Origin of the sequence: Treponema vincentii, from assembly GCF_010365865.1 — a bacterium.
In the GTDB taxonomy this organism is placed as follows: Bacteria; Spirochaetota; Spirochaetia; order Treponematales; family Treponemataceae; genus Treponema.
On the sequence record NZ_CP048020.1, the window covers coordinates 1,759,663 to 1,776,008 of the forward strand.

General features: G+C 48.4%; 12 protein-coding genes and 1 tRNA gene. 5 read left to right on the forward strand and 8 right to left on the reverse strand.

The features are described from left to right. Window positions 1–80: 80 nt before the first annotated feature. The 6 genes from GWP43_RS08165 to GWP43_RS08190 form a co-directional block, all read right to left on the reverse strand. The gene (locus GWP43_RS08165) at window positions 81–293 is read right to left on the reverse strand and encodes a DUF3791 domain-containing protein (RefSeq protein ID WP_162663752.1); all 213 of its coding nucleotides are present in this window, start codon (window positions 291–293) and stop codon (window positions 81–83) included. Continuing rightward, window positions 287–787 (reverse strand): DUF3990 domain-containing protein, encoded by a 501-nt coding sequence (locus GWP43_RS08170; protein ID WP_203232394.1) that lies wholly within the window; start codon window positions 785–787, stop codon window positions 287–289. Before GWP43_RS08170 ends, GWP43_RS08165 begins: the two co-directional genes overlap by 7 nt. Further along, a complete protein-coding gene (locus GWP43_RS08175; RefSeq protein WP_230977614.1) occupies window positions 769–1,002 on the reverse strand; it encodes a DUF3791 domain-containing protein in 234 nt (77 codons plus the stop codon). Before GWP43_RS08175 ends, GWP43_RS08170 begins: the two co-directional genes overlap by 19 nt. Before the next feature lie 20 nt (window positions 1,003–1,022). Beyond that, window positions 1,023–2,729: an ATP-binding protein gene (locus GWP43_RS08180; RefSeq protein WP_162663754.1), complete on the reverse strand. Its 1,707-nt coding sequence runs from the start codon at window positions 2,727–2,729 to the stop codon at window positions 1,023–1,025. A 74-nt stretch (window positions 2,730–2,803) separates the two neighbouring features. Further along, a complete protein-coding gene (locus GWP43_RS08185) occupies window positions 2,804–8,965 on the reverse strand; it encodes an alpha-2-macroglobulin family protein (protein ID WP_162663755.1) in 6,162 nt (2,053 codons plus the stop codon). 228 nt (window positions 8,966–9,193) lie between these two features. Beyond that, window positions 9,194–9,267: transfer RNA gene (locus GWP43_RS08190), tRNA-Arg, on the reverse strand. A gap of 366 nt (window positions 9,268–9,633) precedes the next feature. Between GWP43_RS08190 and GWP43_RS08195 the strand changes: the two genes are divergently transcribed. Together GWP43_RS08195 and GWP43_RS08200 are read left to right on the forward strand one after the other, a co-directional pair. Then, window positions 9,634–10,275, forward strand: coding sequence for a TlpA family protein disulfide reductase (locus GWP43_RS08195; protein ID WP_162663756.1), 642 nt, complete (start codon window positions 9,634–9,636; stop codon window positions 10,273–10,275). Beyond that, a complete protein-coding gene (locus tag GWP43_RS08200) occupies window positions 10,268–11,071 on the forward strand; it encodes a cytochrome c biogenesis CcdA family protein (protein WP_162663757.1) in 804 nt (267 codons plus the stop codon). The genes GWP43_RS08195 and GWP43_RS08200 overlap by 8 nt, the downstream gene beginning before the upstream one ends. Before the next feature lie 33 nt (window positions 11,072–11,104). On the opposite strand, the gene GWP43_RS08205 is transcribed toward GWP43_RS08200, so the two are convergent. Then, window positions 11,105–12,052 carry a selenium metabolism-associated LysR family transcriptional regulator gene (locus GWP43_RS08205; protein ID WP_230977615.1) on the reverse strand — a complete coding sequence of 316 codons (948 nt, stop codon included), beginning with the start codon at window positions 12,050–12,052 and terminating at the stop codon, window positions 11,105–11,107. A gap of 30 nt (window positions 12,053–12,082) precedes the next feature. Then, window positions 12,083–12,919 (reverse strand): M23 family metallopeptidase, encoded by an 837-nt coding sequence (locus tag GWP43_RS08210; RefSeq protein ID WP_162663758.1) that lies wholly within the window; start codon window positions 12,917–12,919, stop codon window positions 12,083–12,085. 135 nt (window positions 12,920–13,054) lie between these two features. On the opposite strand from GWP43_RS08210, the gene GWP43_RS08215 reads away from it, so the two are divergent. The 3 genes from GWP43_RS08215 (at window position 13,055) to GWP43_RS08225 (ending at window position 16,316) form a co-directional block, all read left to right on the forward strand. Beyond that, window positions 13,055–15,643, forward strand: coding sequence for a ribonucleoside-diphosphate reductase subunit alpha (locus GWP43_RS08215; protein ID WP_162663759.1), 2,589 nt, complete (start codon window positions 13,055–13,057; stop codon window positions 15,641–15,643). 108 nt (window positions 15,644–15,751) lie between these two features. Beyond that, on the forward strand, window positions 15,752–16,003 hold the full coding sequence (locus GWP43_RS08220; RefSeq protein ID WP_016523783.1) for a type II toxin-antitoxin system Phd/YefM family antitoxin: 252 nt from the start codon (window positions 15,752–15,754) through the stop codon (window positions 16,001–16,003). Between the two features lie 13 nt (window positions 16,004–16,016). Then, on the forward strand, window positions 16,017–16,316 hold the full coding sequence (locus tag GWP43_RS08225; RefSeq protein WP_230977616.1) for a Txe/YoeB family addiction module toxin: 300 nt from the start codon (window positions 16,017–16,019) through the stop codon (window positions 16,314–16,316). Window positions 16,317–16,346: the final 30 nt, after the last annotated feature.

The window sequence follows — 16,346 nt, forward strand, 5'->3', positions numbered from 1 at the left end:
ACGGGTATCGCTCCATACCAAAACTTTTTTGCATGTTGATATGTGCAGGATAATTGTATGGATGCAAGGTAACCGGCTCACTACTTCTTTTGTATATCTTCCGCCTGCAATTCTTCCGTAAGATAGTCGTCGCTCATGCAATGCATATCGGAAATGCCGTTTTTCATCAATTTATATGTTACCGAATGATAGAATTTTTGTAAGGCTGCATCTAAACCGATATGCTCTTTTTCGGCATACAGAGCGATAACCCGTGCATATTTTTTTTGCAGCAAAACCGGATGGGCTAACATACGCTCTTAAATCCTTTGTACTGTAAGTACGTATCAATAATGGACTGTGTTTTAAAGCATATCTGCCAATTCGGTTTTTCGTGTTGCAGCCGTTTTAGCGCTTCTGCTTTATCAATCAATCCGTCAAAAAAAAGTTCCACCGTATTAAATACCTTATCATTTGCAATTCCGCCTTCAATTATATCATATCGATTATAATCACTTGGCATAGTACCGGCTCTGCATTTCAAAATAAAATCAAGCCATGCTTCGGTATAGGCTTCAAAAGAGAGAACAGCGCATTCTTTATAAACAGACACATCAAGTTCGTAGAATGAGATGATCCCGTTTTTCCGCCGCGTTGTATATTTTTCGCACCACTTTTTTGCTTGCTCATAAAACGGTGTGGTATAAAATCCCTTGCCGAAATCCACTCTAAGCCGCGAGTGCTCGATGTCAGGCTGAGCAATAATCCCATCAGAGCCGTGATACACGATTATACTTTTATCCCGCATTGATCCATCGCCTCAAGTATATCATTGATGATGTATTCCTTATCTTGAGTATGCAGTACATCATAATGCGCAACAATATAGTCATAGAGAAAACTGTTCGACTCTGCGAGCGCCGTATAGATATGCTCGGCATCCGTTTTTAAGCGGATAGCAAGGTTCTCTATACAGAATATCGCAAATTCAAGTTCATCCGCGTTTTTAATTCGATCACTCATTTGTAACCTATTACCGATCATTACCCATTAGCTATCTGCCAGTCTCTTATCGTGCGTGCATCTTCGTCAAAAGAACTTCCAATCAGCACAATCTTCTTATCGTCTACCTGATATTTTGCTGCATATTCTTTCTCTTTTATCTGATTGAGTGCGTCTTCCGCACTGCCGTTACCGGTGAGCTTAAACTCGAAGATGTAAACAGTATCGACAGTAATAACCACGGCGTCCGCAACGCCAAAACTATACATCCGTGTATAGTTTTGGCTGCGAGTTTCGGCACCGCCGAAACATCGCTGTTGCATGGAACCACCGCCATCCGTGGCAGTTCTGCTATAGCAGTGCACCTCTGTCTGTACAAACTGTCCCATCAGCGCAAAGACTAAATACACTGCCGTTTGATAGTTTTGTTCCCGCAGCTTCATGTTTTCTTCGGTGAAGTTATCATACGGTATGCTTGAGATAATCGACTGCATCCGTTCCATAAACTCATCCACATTGCCCTTGCGGATATCTTGTACAAAGCGTCCTACCCATACCCCTGTTTGCCCGAACGGTACATCAGAGTATGCCGGTAAAAGATTATGCAAAAAGCCGTACCGTACCTCATCATTCGGAAAACCAAGCCGATACAGCCTCAGATCGCTGATGTATTCTTTAATCGTCAAATACCCTGCTTGAAACAGAATCGGTAATGTATCTTGTGCAACAGCCCGATACGTTTGTAAGCCTTCTTCATCCAACTCAACATTTCCATCCAGGTCGGGAATATAATAGTGTGCTTCTTTGAGGTAATTAACTAAAAATGTCGGAGTTCCCGTGCTGAACCAGTAGCTTTTAATTTCTTTTTTGACTAATGCACTGAGTACACTATAGGGATTGTACATCCCTTCTCCTGCAGGGTGGAACAAGTAGCCGTCATACCACTGCTTTAAGGCTGCCAATGCTTCTTGATACGTGAGGTTTTGCTCATCGGCAAGTACCTGTATGTCCGGCTGGAAGTTCGTTTCAAGTTCTGTTTGTGTGATACCACAGAGACCGGCATATTGTTTTTCCATCGATATATCGCGGAGATTATTCAAATCGCTGAAAATGCTGATTTTACTGAACTTTGTTACCCCAGTTAAAAAGGCAAAACGGATATATTGATCACAGGTTTTAATCACGGAGTAAAATGCTTTAAGGGTATTGCGATAGTGTTCGTTCAGTTCTTCATTTACACCCATGGTTTGCAGCAAGGGTTTATCGTATTCGTCCACGAGGATGACGACTTGCTTACCGGTTTGTTGGCAGGCTCGTGTAATAATACCGGCAAAACGGAGTGCAAAATTTTGTTCGGATGGTTCAACCCCATATAGTTTTTCCCATTTGCAGAGATGACTATTCAGATTCATACCGAGCTCATCAGATTCTATATAGTTGCCCGTATTAAAATCCAGATACAATACCGGATATGCTTCCCATGCTGCCCGTTGTTCGAACACCGCTTGTTCTTCCTCGGCTTTTTCAAGATACAGGTCTTTAAACAGTTCTTTTTGGCCAAGAAAATATGCTGCGAGTGTTGAAAGGAAAAGGCTTTTCCCAAACCTGCGCGGGCGGCTGAGAAAATAGACTCGACCGCCGGTTACTAATCGCGCAAGATACTCTGTTTTGTCTACATAAAGATAGTGGTCTTCTCGTAATACCTTAAAACTCTGTATGCCGACCGGCAGTTTTCGTGAAAAGTTCATACCGGTATTATAGCACGGTTATTGCCGTTCCGCAATTTACTCAGTTTGATACGTTTGTCCTGCCGGCATACTCATCACTTAATCACATACAGCACTCCGCTGCTTCGTCCGAAGATTTCGTTTTCGTACATACACTCGGCGGTTGCGGGCGGGCAAGGAAATACACCGCGGCGGGCTGCGCGGAACTTAAAGCGTACCGTGGTGCCGCCTTTGTCCCAACTGTTCCAGAAATACTGAACTTCGTTGTCGTATATCTGCTGCTTACTTGGATCCCGCCAATCAGTCCACGACTCTGCCGTATCTTTTTCCTCGTAATCGTTTGATGCGGTAGTAACGAAGGCTGCGTCTAAAATTTCCGCGCCTGACGGAATGGGCGCCCGCAGTGCGACAAACGTATAGTCCTTTCCCGACGAGAGGCGGATTGCCATTTCGTAGGTTTTGCCGCTTTCGAGGGTGATCATCGAGCTGTTCTCCGAATTCGGTGTTACGATTTTATCTGCGGCGATGTCGCGGATAGTACAGGAAACGCCGAGTCCTTCGTCGCGCGGTTTCTGGCGTTCCTGCGGCAGTGCATACGCAAGCGAGGCAGTGTAGTAGAGCTGTCCCGTACCGGTTTTGGTAAAGCGGAGCGGCAGCAGGGTATCCCGCTTTGCTCCCGACACCGGCTGTTCTTTAAAGGAAAACATTTGGAAAACAGGTTTTGCTGCCGCTCCTTTGAACGCCGCGGTGAGCAGGTCTCCGCCGGGCAGCGATGCCGCAGCGGTGAGGTCGGTAGCATCAAGCTGCGCATACTGAATATACTCGTACACTGCTTCCAGTACGTGAGCGGTAGTTGCCGTATTTTGCCAATAGCCGCCCTTTTGACGCTGGAGCAGGCTGTACAGCACTGCCCGTACCGCATCCTCGCGGCTATGGTCGGGCGCAGCTTTTACTAAGCTCTGCAGAATAAGCGCTAAGTCGAGGGAAAGATCGTTCCCGTACCAGAATCGGTAGCCCTGCTGCGGCGGCACCGCGAGCGATACGCTGCGGGTGGTAAAGCGGCAGGAGTTTATAATCCGTTCCGTGCACTTCGCCGCCTTCGCTGCATCTCCGGCGTGGTTCCGCTGCGTGTAGGTTAAGCTCAGCAATGCAAGGGCAGCAAGATCATTCGGCTGCGCGGTGTAGTCTTCCAGTTGAGGAATGACACGTGCTTGAACTGCCGTCAAAATGCTCTCATCAAAACCGGCGTTGTTCATTGCCAGTACAAAGCAGGCGTAGGCTTGTAAGTACGGCGAGAGTGTTTTCCTCTTTGCAAGCAGCTGCGAGCGAATATAGTCGGTCAGTTTTTTTGTATTGACGGCAATATCATCTTGGCTGTATCCGCGCTGCTGTGCGGCGGCGCAGATATGCGCAATTCGTAAACTGACATAAAAGTCCGTGTACCAGCCGCCCGGCCAGTAGGGAAAGCCGCCTTCGGACGTTTGTTCCCGCGCCCATGCCGCCATCGTTTTTTTGACCGTGTGCCGGACATTCGGCACCTTACTTTTAAGCGAGAATACGTCGATGTAGTTTTCAAACAGGACGAGCGGTAGAATGCGGGCAGACTGCTGTTCCATGCAGAGGAACGGATAGTCGAATACGTAATCAATAGCTGATGACAGCGCGCCGAGTCCGCTTGAATCCAGCGTCAGACTGAGCGAGCCGGTATTTTCATCTGCCATAGACGGAATGATCAGCCCCTCGGCTGCTTCGTTTTCATCTTTTGCGATAGCGCCGGTTGAAGTTACGGTTTCAAAGACAAAGGGTCGTTCGATAACGAGCGGCTGAATCAGTTTTTCTTGGAGCGCATCGGAAGAAACGGTAAACACCGCCTCTACCGTGCCCGCCTTTACCGCTGCAATGTCAAAGTAGACCGCCGCCTGCTGTCCGCCTGCAACGGTAACCGTATGCGTTGTCTCCCCGTCGATAAAGGCGGCTCCGCGGTGCGGTATGCCGACTGTAGAGGCATCCTGCCCCTGTCCATTTTTTTGACCGGCGGCATTTCCCGCGCTGCCTTGCTGACCGCCTTGTGCATCGGCAGCGGAATCATCCTGCGAGCCGGGTTCACGGACAGAGGCGCGTATCGTAATGCTATGAGCGCGGGTATCCACATTGGAAATGAGGACGCCGCATTCTGTCGTATCCCGTTCGCGGAGGCGGCGGGGCATAACCGGCAGAATGTTGACGGTGTTCTGCACGGTAATCTCTTCTTCGTGCAGGGCAAAAAGGTCGGTATGTGCTCCGACGGCGGTAAGCCGGTAGCTGGTCAGCGTATCCGGTAGCTTAAAGGTTGCCGTTACCTTACCGTTTGAATCCGTCTTTAAGATAGGAATGAACACCGCGGTCGGGTTAAAGTTGCTGCGTTCCGCTTCATCATCCCCTTTCCCGCCGTCCGAATCGCCGCCTGCAAGGGTTTTCGCTTCTTCCATAACGGGATCCATCAGCCACGCGCGGGAATCTCCGCCAATGACACCGAGCTGGAAATTGCCGGGATTATAGAAGAAGTCGAGCGGATTGGGCACGTGATAATCTATTAAATCGAGGACGCCACGGTCTACGGCAAGCAGGGTGAGTTCCGCATTGGCCAAAGGCTTACCGCCTCTTGTCGCCGTCAGTGTAACGGTTGCTTCCCCTCCGGGCTTGTACACGGACTTATCCGCGGCGAGTTCGACGGAGAATGCTTTGACGCGGGCATTTACAAAGATCGGCGTCATACCGAAAATGCCTTTCGGCTTATCAAGGTCAAGTTCACCGTGCTTGTGCTGCGGCTCCTTTGTCCGTACTGAATAGGACGACACCGCGACATACACCACGGGAATATAGTTGCTTGCGACGGGAATTTCCAAAACCTGCGTATTTCCGTCGAGTTCGCGGATTTCTTCCGTAAAAATACCTTCGCGCTCTACCGTGATGAGGTATCTTCCCGCAGGGAGCGGGCTTTGCATCAAAATGCGGGCGGTGTCACCGGGGTTGTACAGCGATTGGTCGGGTGTTAGGCGCACGGCATCTTCATAATCGCGATCCCAAAAGCTCGCGCCCGATCCGGTAACATAGAAGCGGTAATCGGTTTTGAACGTGCGCCCTGCGGTATCGGTTCCGCTCATACTCAGAATATATGAACCGGCATTTTTCGGCGTTACCTGCACCGTTCCCTTTGCAGCGGGTTTCACGGTTGCCGTATGCTCGGTGATGTTTTCTTTTTCGTAGTTTGAGTAAATGCTGCCGCCCGAACCGCGTTCCTGCACGAGCTTCCAGTTTTCCCTGATCAGCTCAACGGTAAAATCTCCCGCGGCCGGTTTGGTGTCGCCAAGCGGATTGCCGTCGGGGGAGGCGAGGATGAACGGGAAGGTGAGCTTTTGTCCCTTTTGCGCAAAGCCGGTAAGGTTTTCAGGCCGTGCAAGCCCGATGTAGAGCGCTGCCGGATGCACCATAACGGTATTCCGTGCGGAAATTTGCTGATTGCTGATGTCGGTTATCGAAACCTCGGTACTGTAGCGATAGGGGAGACCGATAATGCCTTCCGAAGCCGCCGCTTGGCAGGAAAGTTCCGCCGTACCCGTGTTCGACAGTTTTCCGGAAAACGATGCAACATGATCGATACCATAGCCCGATACTCCGAACCGATAGTCCTTTAATGCCGCATGGTGAGGGCTGAAAGAGGCGCCTTGCCGCATCCAACTTCCGCTGTATGCAGCCTTGCCAAGCCCCCCGCCCGAAAGGTACGAGGCGGATACCGCCGCTTTGATGGTATCTCCCATAATGACCGGCTGTTGCGGCATAGTTACTTCCGCCTGAAATTTCAGCTTTTCAAAATACGCAACGGTGATGGGGCATTCCTGTGCTTCGTTGTTGTTATCGTCGTCAGCCCGCCGGTAGGTCAGGCTGTAGGAGCCGGGCGCTAAATCTTCCGGTAAGTCGAATGCTCCCCAAAAGCTCCCCGAATCGGTACAGGTACCTTCCTGTTCTGCAACGTCTACCTCATCTCCTTCCGATGAATAACCCGATAACGTAACGGTGTACTGCCCCTCGTACGGCGCGAAGGTATTGAATGTTTGTGTGCGGTCGATACCTCTGAACGAGACCGTTTCTCCGGGTTTATACAGCCCTCTGTCTGAAAAAAGGAACGTCCTCTGATGTGTTTCAGCAACTTCCGACGGATAGTACGCTGCAGGAACATCGAAGCGCCACGGGCTGTGGGTATGCGGATAGAAAACAGCTTTATCCCCGTCTTTTTCTACAAATACGGCAGCATAATTCCCTGCATTGCGGAAAAAGCGGATACTTTTGCTTCCGTAGGGAAGGACGGCAATTCCTTCTTTATCGGTGGTGCCGGAGGCAAAGGGATTTTGTGCACCTTCTTCGGGGCTGACCGCTTCATTCTTATCGGTTTCCGCGTCGTATAGGTATACCGAAGCACCTTCAACGGGTTCCCCTGTCGAGAGCTTAGAAACCAGCACGACGGTTTTATTGAGTGCGGAACGGACGGTAATGCCGAGGTCCGTTACCTGCACGGTCGAGGTTTGGCGGTTGACGCGCGGCTTTTTATCTCGCTGAGAATAGGGCGGCAACGTTACTTCCGAATCGATACAGACAAAACCCTTGCCGTTTTCAAGGTAGGGGTCAAGGTCGGCGAGTTCAAACAGCCGTTTATTCCGTATGGAAGCATCTAAGGTCTTTGCCTTTGAACGGTCGTATGCCTCTCCCCATGAGTCCAGATCAAGCGGGTTGTCGGTTTTTGCGATTGCATAGCTCGACGGGGAAAGAATATTTTGATATTCAAACAGATATTTATGCGGATACGCTGCTTCCAACATCAGATGTCCCGTATCGGTATATTGCACAAAACTCGGTGCATCGGGAACGGTAACCGTATAGAATACAGCGGAGGCAAGAGCTCTGCCGTAGGTGTCCTTTATGCCGTTTTGTACGGTAACGGTGTATGTTTCTTGGGGTGCGACCGGCAAGCCGTGAATCAGCACGGTTGAATAGTACGATGTTGCATTGTGCACTTCGATGTTTTTTTCACCGAATGTAAGCGCCGGTTTTATGGAAATATTGTTGAGTACGGTCTTTTTATCCACCGGATGGGAGAATCGGAGTGCTATCGGGTTTGTATAGCCGTAGTCGCTATGATAAACCGATGCGCCTTTACAGGTAAACGGCTTGAGCGTATGGTATTGCGCTGTGGTGAGTGAGCCGTCCGGACGCTTTGCCGCTACGGTAACCGTTGCATTAAAGGGGATTTTTCCGTTGATATTCACCAATACGTTAAAGTCGTTTTCTCCTTCGATGCGGCTAACGGTAGCACGGTATGGAACTGCTTGTTTCCCTGCTTCCTGTACCGATACGGAAAGAATCGATTGCAGTTCGGCAGGCTGTACCGGATAATTGAAGCGGAGCTGTACATCGTTTGCCGCTTCCGGAATCAGGTTGTCGGTGTTGATGGGTATCCACCGGTCGGAGTTTTTCCGCAGCATATAGCCGGGCTGAGAATAGGTGATTCGGAGCACTTCGCTGGTAACGGTGAACTGCTTTTTCCCTTCTATTTGTTTTCCGTTGAGCGCCCGTACGCTGTCTTTAACGGTTATCGTGTATTGTTGACCGGGTTTAAGGCTTTCTTCAGGTTCAAAAGCAAGGTACCGCGAGCCGTACCAGCGGAATATGCCTTTTACGGCTGGACTAATCGATAGGTATGGAGACTCCGTTTCCGGTTTGCCGAGGGCGCCGATTGCCTTAACCGGCAGCGAGAACACGACATAAAAGGACGGCGAGGTTACCGCCGCGGGAATCTTGCCTTTCGGTCCCCAATCGGCAACCGTGAGCGCTCCGCTCTGCGGGAGATCGATGGTTTCCGCTACGCCTTTGGTTTGCTCGCCGGTCTCTGCCGTCAATTGAGGCGTATAGGAGGTTTTGTATGCGGTAAGTGCCCGTACTCCGGGAATAACCGAGACATCTTTTGCCGATGATTGCGGCGCGGGCGCTTTAAACGCCGGTATCTTGGAGTTCTGTTCGGGTTCGGGCGTTTCTATCGCATACTGCGGTAAAAACTGCTTTTCAAAGTCCGAAATATTCGGATCATTGTACTTGCGCTGCGTCTGTTCTTGCAGCTTTGCGATATACGCTTTTTGATTCGCATCGCCCGAACTTGAACCTTTGCCGCAGCCGGCGATAAGGGCTGCCAGGGTTATAATCATTAAAACAATACCGGATTTTCTCATTATTGGGCTCCATCAACTAATAACAGCTGGAGCATCTAAAAACTCACGGGCTATAGATGCTCCTAATAGTATACAAGAGCGACGCTGAATATACAACATGATATTTCAGGACTAGATCAAAGAAAATTTCGTACAAAAGAAAATTTTGAGTTGATTATTTGTGCAGATGAAAGGTAAAAAAGATAATATGAAGTATCTTTGCTATCGGAAGCCGGCGGGATGATAAGATGAGACCGGCGGGATTCGAACCCGCCACCTACTGCTTAGAAGGCAGTTGCTCTATCCAAATGAGCTACGATCTCTTGAACTCGCAGTGTTCACTGCAAATATGCTATATGTATACAATAGGAGTGAAAAAAAGTCAAGGTTTATTTTCAGCCGCTAAAATAGCGCGGCTGAAAAACGCTACAAGTTTGCTTACGCAAACATCGCTTATTGACGTGTGCGCTATCGCGCACGAATTCAACGGTCTCAAAAATTGATATTTTGTTCGACTGTTGAATTTTAAGGAACCTATCGTGCAAACGCATCAAACTGTTTCTAGTAGTCCCAATTATTTTACACTTTTGCTCTACTCTACCTAATGCATTTGCCCTGCTACTAAATTATTTAATTAAAAATCATTCCGAATATTTGACTTCCTGTCGGAAATATACTATTTTGTTTGCATGAAAATCAGAATAGTATCTTTATGTTTCGTTTTTAACCTTTTTGTGCTCGGTTGTTCCGCTAAACAAGCGCAGACTGCCAACCCGGCAGCAACACCGAATTCGGGAGTACAGCCAACTGCTACCGCTTCTACGACAATGCAGACTTCTGCCGATCGACAAACCAATGCTGATCCGGTCGCAGCGCTGAGTTCGCTCGGGTTTTACGTTTACGACACACCGATTGATCTGCCTATAACCGCACCGATACCTGCACTTGCAGGCGATCCTATCAAAGTGGACGATTTTACCGGTAAAATCACACTCCTCAATTTTTGGGCGACGTGGTGCCCGCCGTGCCGTGCGGAAATGCCCTCCATCGAGCGCTTATATAAGCAGATGGACGGTACAAATTTCCGAATTATTGCTGTCAATGCCGGTGAGCATCGTTCGCAAGTCACATCTTTTATCGAAAAAAATAAATATACATTCCCCATCTATTTGGATGAATCAAACCAGTTATCGTCCATATTTGCTGCGCGCGGACTTCCGTCGACCTACCTCGTTAATAAAGAGGGAAAGGTTATTGCCGCACGTATCGGAGCGATGGAGTATGACCAAGCAGAATTGATAAAACTGCTTAAGGAATTAGCCGATGGGTAGTGCGTCTCTTCCCGGTTTATTCGGAGCCTTTTTTGCAGGACTGCTTTCATTTTTGAGCCCCTGCGTATTGCCGCTTATTCCCGTCTATCTTTCGTTCATCTCCGGTGAATCGCTTGCCCAAATCCGCGAAGGCAACAACGGCCGTATGCGCCTTTTTCTGCGCAGCATCAGCTTTGTGCTGGGATTTACAGTAGTATTTGTACTGCTTGCGATCCTATTCGGAACAGGCGCCCGTTTTATCGGCAGTTCCGCCCCCCGCGTCATTATGCGGATTGCGGGAGTTGTTGTCATAATTCTCGGCCTGAATATGCTTTTCGATTTTATCCCGTTTTTACGCGGGGAGATAAAAGCACAGGCGCCGAGTACTGCCGCAAGTTTTTCAAAGGCGTTTCTTTTCGGTATGCTGTTCGCCGCCGGATGGAGCCCTTGTATCGGGCCGATATTGTCGTCGATTCTGCTCTTTGCGGCTCAAGCGGGCAATATCGTAAAAGCAACCTTTTTGCTCGGGGCGTATTCGCTCGGACTCGGCATTCCATTCTTGCTGGTAGGGCTGTTTTTTGATAAAGCTGAGCCGGTATTACAATGGTTCAAGCGGCATACGCGCGGGGTTAAGATAACAGCCGGAGTGCTGATCATCTTTTTCGGTATATTGATGGTAACCGCCGGTTTGGCGAGCATTACGACCTTCTTTGTAAAGATAGGGTATGCACTCGAAGAATATGCTCAGACGGGGACACCTCCGTTCAGCACTATTGCCGGAGCACTTGCCCGCTGGCTGCAATTCCAAGGGGTATAGGAAAACTACTGAAAGCCGTCTTTTTAGATTGCATTATTCGTGCGGGTTTAAACCCCGACGCTCGCGTCGGGGTTGTTGATTGCCTACGGGCTTCTTATAAAGGCGTGCGCAATCTAAAAATTCCCGCAGATAGCTTGGGGGCGTAATCTTTTTATTCCATACAAGATAAAGGTCGCGGTAGCGATGCGGTACGTTCTCCAGCGAGAAAGCGAGTAGCTCGCCACGCTTAATCATATCATCTACGGCAATTTTGGAAATAAATGACGTACCCGCCCCTTGCGCAACGAGCCGCTTTATCACTTCGATATTGTTGATCGTGGTGATGATATGCAGCGATTCGGCGGGGATATGTGCGGAAGCTAATATGAGCTCCATATTCTGCTTTACGGCGGAACCGCTTTCCCGTACAATGAGCGGTTCCTGAGCGAGCCGCTTTAAATCGGGTTTTGTCTGCTGTAAAGCTCGATAATAGGGAATATTAGGCGTAATAAAAACAAACTCATCTTGGTAGATCGGTTTAAACTCACAGTTTTCATCATCGCTTTTCATTCCAACAATGCCCGCATCGACCTTTCGGGCAGAAATCCGTTTAATCGTTTCGTAGCTGTTTTGTTCTTCAACTTGAACAAGGATATTGGGGTGGTCTTTTCTGAATCGACTCAATATAAAGGGAAGTATATACCCCGTCGGAATGGTAGAAGCGCCGAGCCTCAACACCTTTTGATTTGGATTGATAAATCGGTCTATAAGAGCCGAACGCTGCTGCAATAAATCCTTTGCTTCGCGGTAGAGCATCGTCCCTTCTTCCGTAATTTTCAGTTCCCGCGTGGAACGGATAAAGAGGGGAGTATCCAGTTCTTCTTCAAGCTGCTTAATGTGCAGACTCACTGTCGGCTGCGAAATATTCAGTTCTTCGGCCGCCGCAGAAAAGCTTAGATTTTCGACTAACTTTACAAATACTTCGAGGTGTTTAAATTCCATATTCTCTCCTACGGTTGTTAGTCAACGGTTCTATTTGCCGCGCGGAGCCTTTGCAGGATCGATCGGTTTATTGTTTGCATACACCATAAAATAAAGTCTCGGCGTACCGGTAATAGAATCTGCGGCAAGGGTACCGAGTTTTTGACCGACGGTAATGTGCGTACCCGCTTGCGGGAGTATCTGTGCCAATCCCCCGTATACATAGACGTGCTTTGTTTTGGATTGAATAAAGATAACCTGCCCGTATCCTCGATGCGGACCGATTGAAATAACCCGTCCCGATGCGATGGCCTTTACCGATGCGTTTGTTGTCGAATCGATAGCGACGCCGTAGAGCTTTCCCGACAGATACGAAATGTCGGTAATAGGAACAGGCCACAGAAGCTTTTTGTCTATGCTTTTTTTTGTATATAAGCGAGGGTCTTCCCATGAAGCTTGAGAATGTTGCTGAGCTGCTGTCGTATTGGTGGAAGCTGTCGCATTTTTGGGAGCAGAGGCAACGGCGTTTTTTTCTCTTTCCGGCACAATCAATATTTTTCCGACTTTTAAGACATCTGAATTGGAGAGGCTATTTGCTTTTCGCAGCGCATCAACGGTAACGGAGAATTTTTTCGCAATGCTGTAAAGCGTGTCGCCCTTTTGTATTGTGTATGTTTCCGGAATATAGATTTTCTGTCCAATCGTAATTTTACCCGCATCGCTGATGTTATTCCGTTCCAGGAGAATAGCAACCGGCACCGAATATTTGCGGCTTAACGCATAGAGCGTTTCGCCTTTTTCCAATGTATGGAGTGTATCCGATGCAGCGGCTGAATAAACCACAAGAAAAAAAATAAAAAGACAGACGGAATAAAAGCGCTTAGACATATTCGCTTATAAATATCGGCTCATTATGTAAGAAACTCAACTATCTTGTGTAGCTGCTAAAAACAGCCTGACTCGTTTACCCTGTTGACGCCCTGTACCTTTCCCATTAAAATCCGCAGAGTAAGGAAATTAGGAATGGATATTATTAAGCGAAACGGTGAAAAGGAAGCCTACAATGCCGAAAAGATTACATTGGCGATGCAGGCAGCATTTAACAGTGTAACGGATGCGGCGGCGCAGCATGATGCAAATACGGCTGTACAAAAGGACACGGAACTATCAAAGGTTGACAACCTTGCGCAGGTACTGCAGCAGATGACGGCGGAAATCGAAGCCGATATATATGAACTGAGCAAAAACGGGAATGCGGTACAGGTAGAAACCATTCAAGATCTGGTTGAAAAAACGCTCATCGAACATAATTATTACGCAGCGGTAAAGAGTTTTATTCTTTACCGTGTTGAACAGACAAAAAAACGGGATGCGAGGCGTGCTATTGCGGCCAATTTTTCTTCCATTGATATTCAACCGGTACTAACCCGTATCCAGCAGGATTTTTCCGAAGAACAGTACAGCTTAACCCTGCTCTTTCACAAGTTTGAATCCTTCCGTAAGCAGGATATGACAGAATCGGAATTACTCGCCTTGCTGATAAAGGCCGCTGTTGAGCTCACTGCGCAGGAAGCTCCCCGTTGGGAGTTTATTGCCGCCCGCTTTTTGATGCTCGACTTTTCCGAAAAGCTGAAAGCCGAACTTGCCAAGCGGAATATCCGATCGTTTTACGAAAAACTCACCTATCTGGAAGAAAAAGGACTCTACGGCGCGTATATCCGTGCAGGGTATTCAAAAGAAGAGCTGGAAAACGCCTATTCATATATCGATAACGGTAAAAACGACCTATTCACCTACAGCGGCTTGGATTTGCTTTTGCGCCGGTATGTTATTTCCACACGGGAGCATATTCCGCTCGAAACACCGCAGGAGATGTTTTTAGGAATCGCCTTACACCTCGCCTTGCATGAAAAAAATGACCGGATGGAATGGGTGCGCCGCTTTTACCTGATGCTGAGCAGCTTGCAGGTTACCATGGCGACGCCGACCCTTTCCAATGCCCGTAAGCCCTATCATCAGCTTTCGTCCTGCTTTATCGACACCGTTCCCGACTCCCTCGACGGGATTTACCGCAGCATCGATAACTTCGCAAAGATTTCCAAATTCGGCGGAGGCATGGGGCTATACTTCGGCAAGGTGCGGGCAGTCGGCGCCCCTATACGCGGGTTTCAAGGGGCGGCAGGAGGGGTCATCCGCTGGATAAAGCTCGCAAACGATACCGCTGTCGCCGTCGATCAGCTGGGAGTGCGTCAGGGGTCAGTAGCCGTGTACTTAGACGTATGGCACAAAGACGTGCCGGAGTTTTTGCAGCTCCGTACCAATAACGGCGACGACCGCATGAAGGCACACGATGTGTTCCCTGCGGTGTGCTGCCCCGACCTTTTCTGGCGCACCGTCGATGAGGACATCAACGCTCCGTGGTACCTGATGTGCCCGCACGAGGTTCTCACGGTAAAAGGCTACGCGCTGGAAGACTTTTACGGCGAAGAATGGGAAAAACGCTACAAGGATTGTATCAACGATAACCGGATTTCAAAACGGGAAATCCCGATAAAAGAGCTGGTGCGTCTCATACTGAAATCTGCGGTAGAAACCGGTACGCCGTTCATCTTTAACCGCGACCATGCGAACCGCGCTAACCCCAACGGGCATAAGGGCATGATTTACAGCTCAAATCTCTGTACCGAAATTGCACAGAATATGAGCCCGATCGAGACGGTGAATACCGAAATCCAAACACAGGACGGAGAGACCGTGGTTGTAACCGTTACAAAGCCCGGCAATTTCGTTGTCTGTAATCTCGCGTCGCTTGTCCTCGGCAATATCGACACCGATAACGAGACCGAGCTGGAAGGTGTCATAGAAGCGGCGGTGCGTGCTTTAGACAATGTGATTGACCTCAATTTTTATCCCGTACCATACGCAAAGATCACCAACGAGCAGTACCGCGCTATCGGCTTAGGTGTTTCGGGCTATCATCATTTACTGGCAAAGAAACACATTGCGTGGGAAAGCGAGGCGCATCTCCGCCTTGCCGATGAGCTGTTTGAAAAAATCAATTACTACGCAGTGCAGGCGAGTATGCGTATTGCTGAAGAGAAAGGTTCGTACCGCCTCTTTGAAGGCAGCGATTGGCAAACCGGCGCGTATTTTGAAAAACGCGGCTATCATTCCGAACAGTGGAACACGCTGCGAAATGCGGTTGCCCGACACGGTATGCGGAACGGCTATCTTTTAGCGGTCGCTCCTACGAGTTCCACCTCGATTGTTGCAGGTACTACCGCCGGGATCGATCCCATTATGAAGCGCTATTTTTTGGAGGAAAAGAAAGGCTCGTTGGTACCCCGTGTTGCCCCTGCCCTCTCACTCGAAACCTATTGGCTGTATAAAAACGCCCACACGATTGATCAGCTCTGGAGCATCCGCGCCTGCGGTCTCCGCCAGCGTCATATCGATCAGGGGCAATCCATGAACTTCTATATTACCAACGAGTACAGCTTCCGGCAGGTGCTCAACTTATATGTTGAAGCATGGAAAAACGGCGTAAAATCCGTCTATTATGTCCGCAGCCGCTCCCTCGAAGTGGAAGAATGCGAAAGCTGCAGCTCGTAGCGGAAACGCGCTCAACACATCTTTCACATAATTGACGTACGGAAATATGTACACTATACTAAGGTTAGTTCTTAGAGGTTCCTTATAGTTTATCAACGGAGGTTCTGTATGAATGCAATCAATATAACAAAGGCACGGGCAAATCTATTCAAAATTATAGCAGAGGTAAATGCGCACTCCGAGCCGGTGATTTTGACAAATACGAAAGGCAAAAATGCTGTTTTGATTAGTGAAGATGATTGGAATGCACTACAAGAAACCATCTATTTAAATTCTATTCCCGGAATGGCTGCTTCGTTGCAAAAAGGAATGGAAACCCCGCTGGAAGAATGTATTGCAGAAAAAGATGTTTTGTGGTAATTGCCGATGTATCATGATGTATCATATAGTGTACGATAAGCAAGCCATTAAAGACATAAAAAATTTAAAATCGGCTCGGCTGGATATAAAAGCAAAAAGACTGATAGAAATTGTTAGAAGCAATCCGTTTGCAAATCCTCCACCTTATGAAGCGCTTATCGGGAATCTTGCGGGACTGTATTCACGGAGAATTACTATTAAACATAGATTTGTGTATCAGGTCTTTCCCGGCAAGATTACGGTAGACGATAACGAATATGACGGAACTGTGAAAATTATCAGGATGTGGACACATTATGATGATATATCATGATGGGGCAATATGCTAACTTTCACATAATTG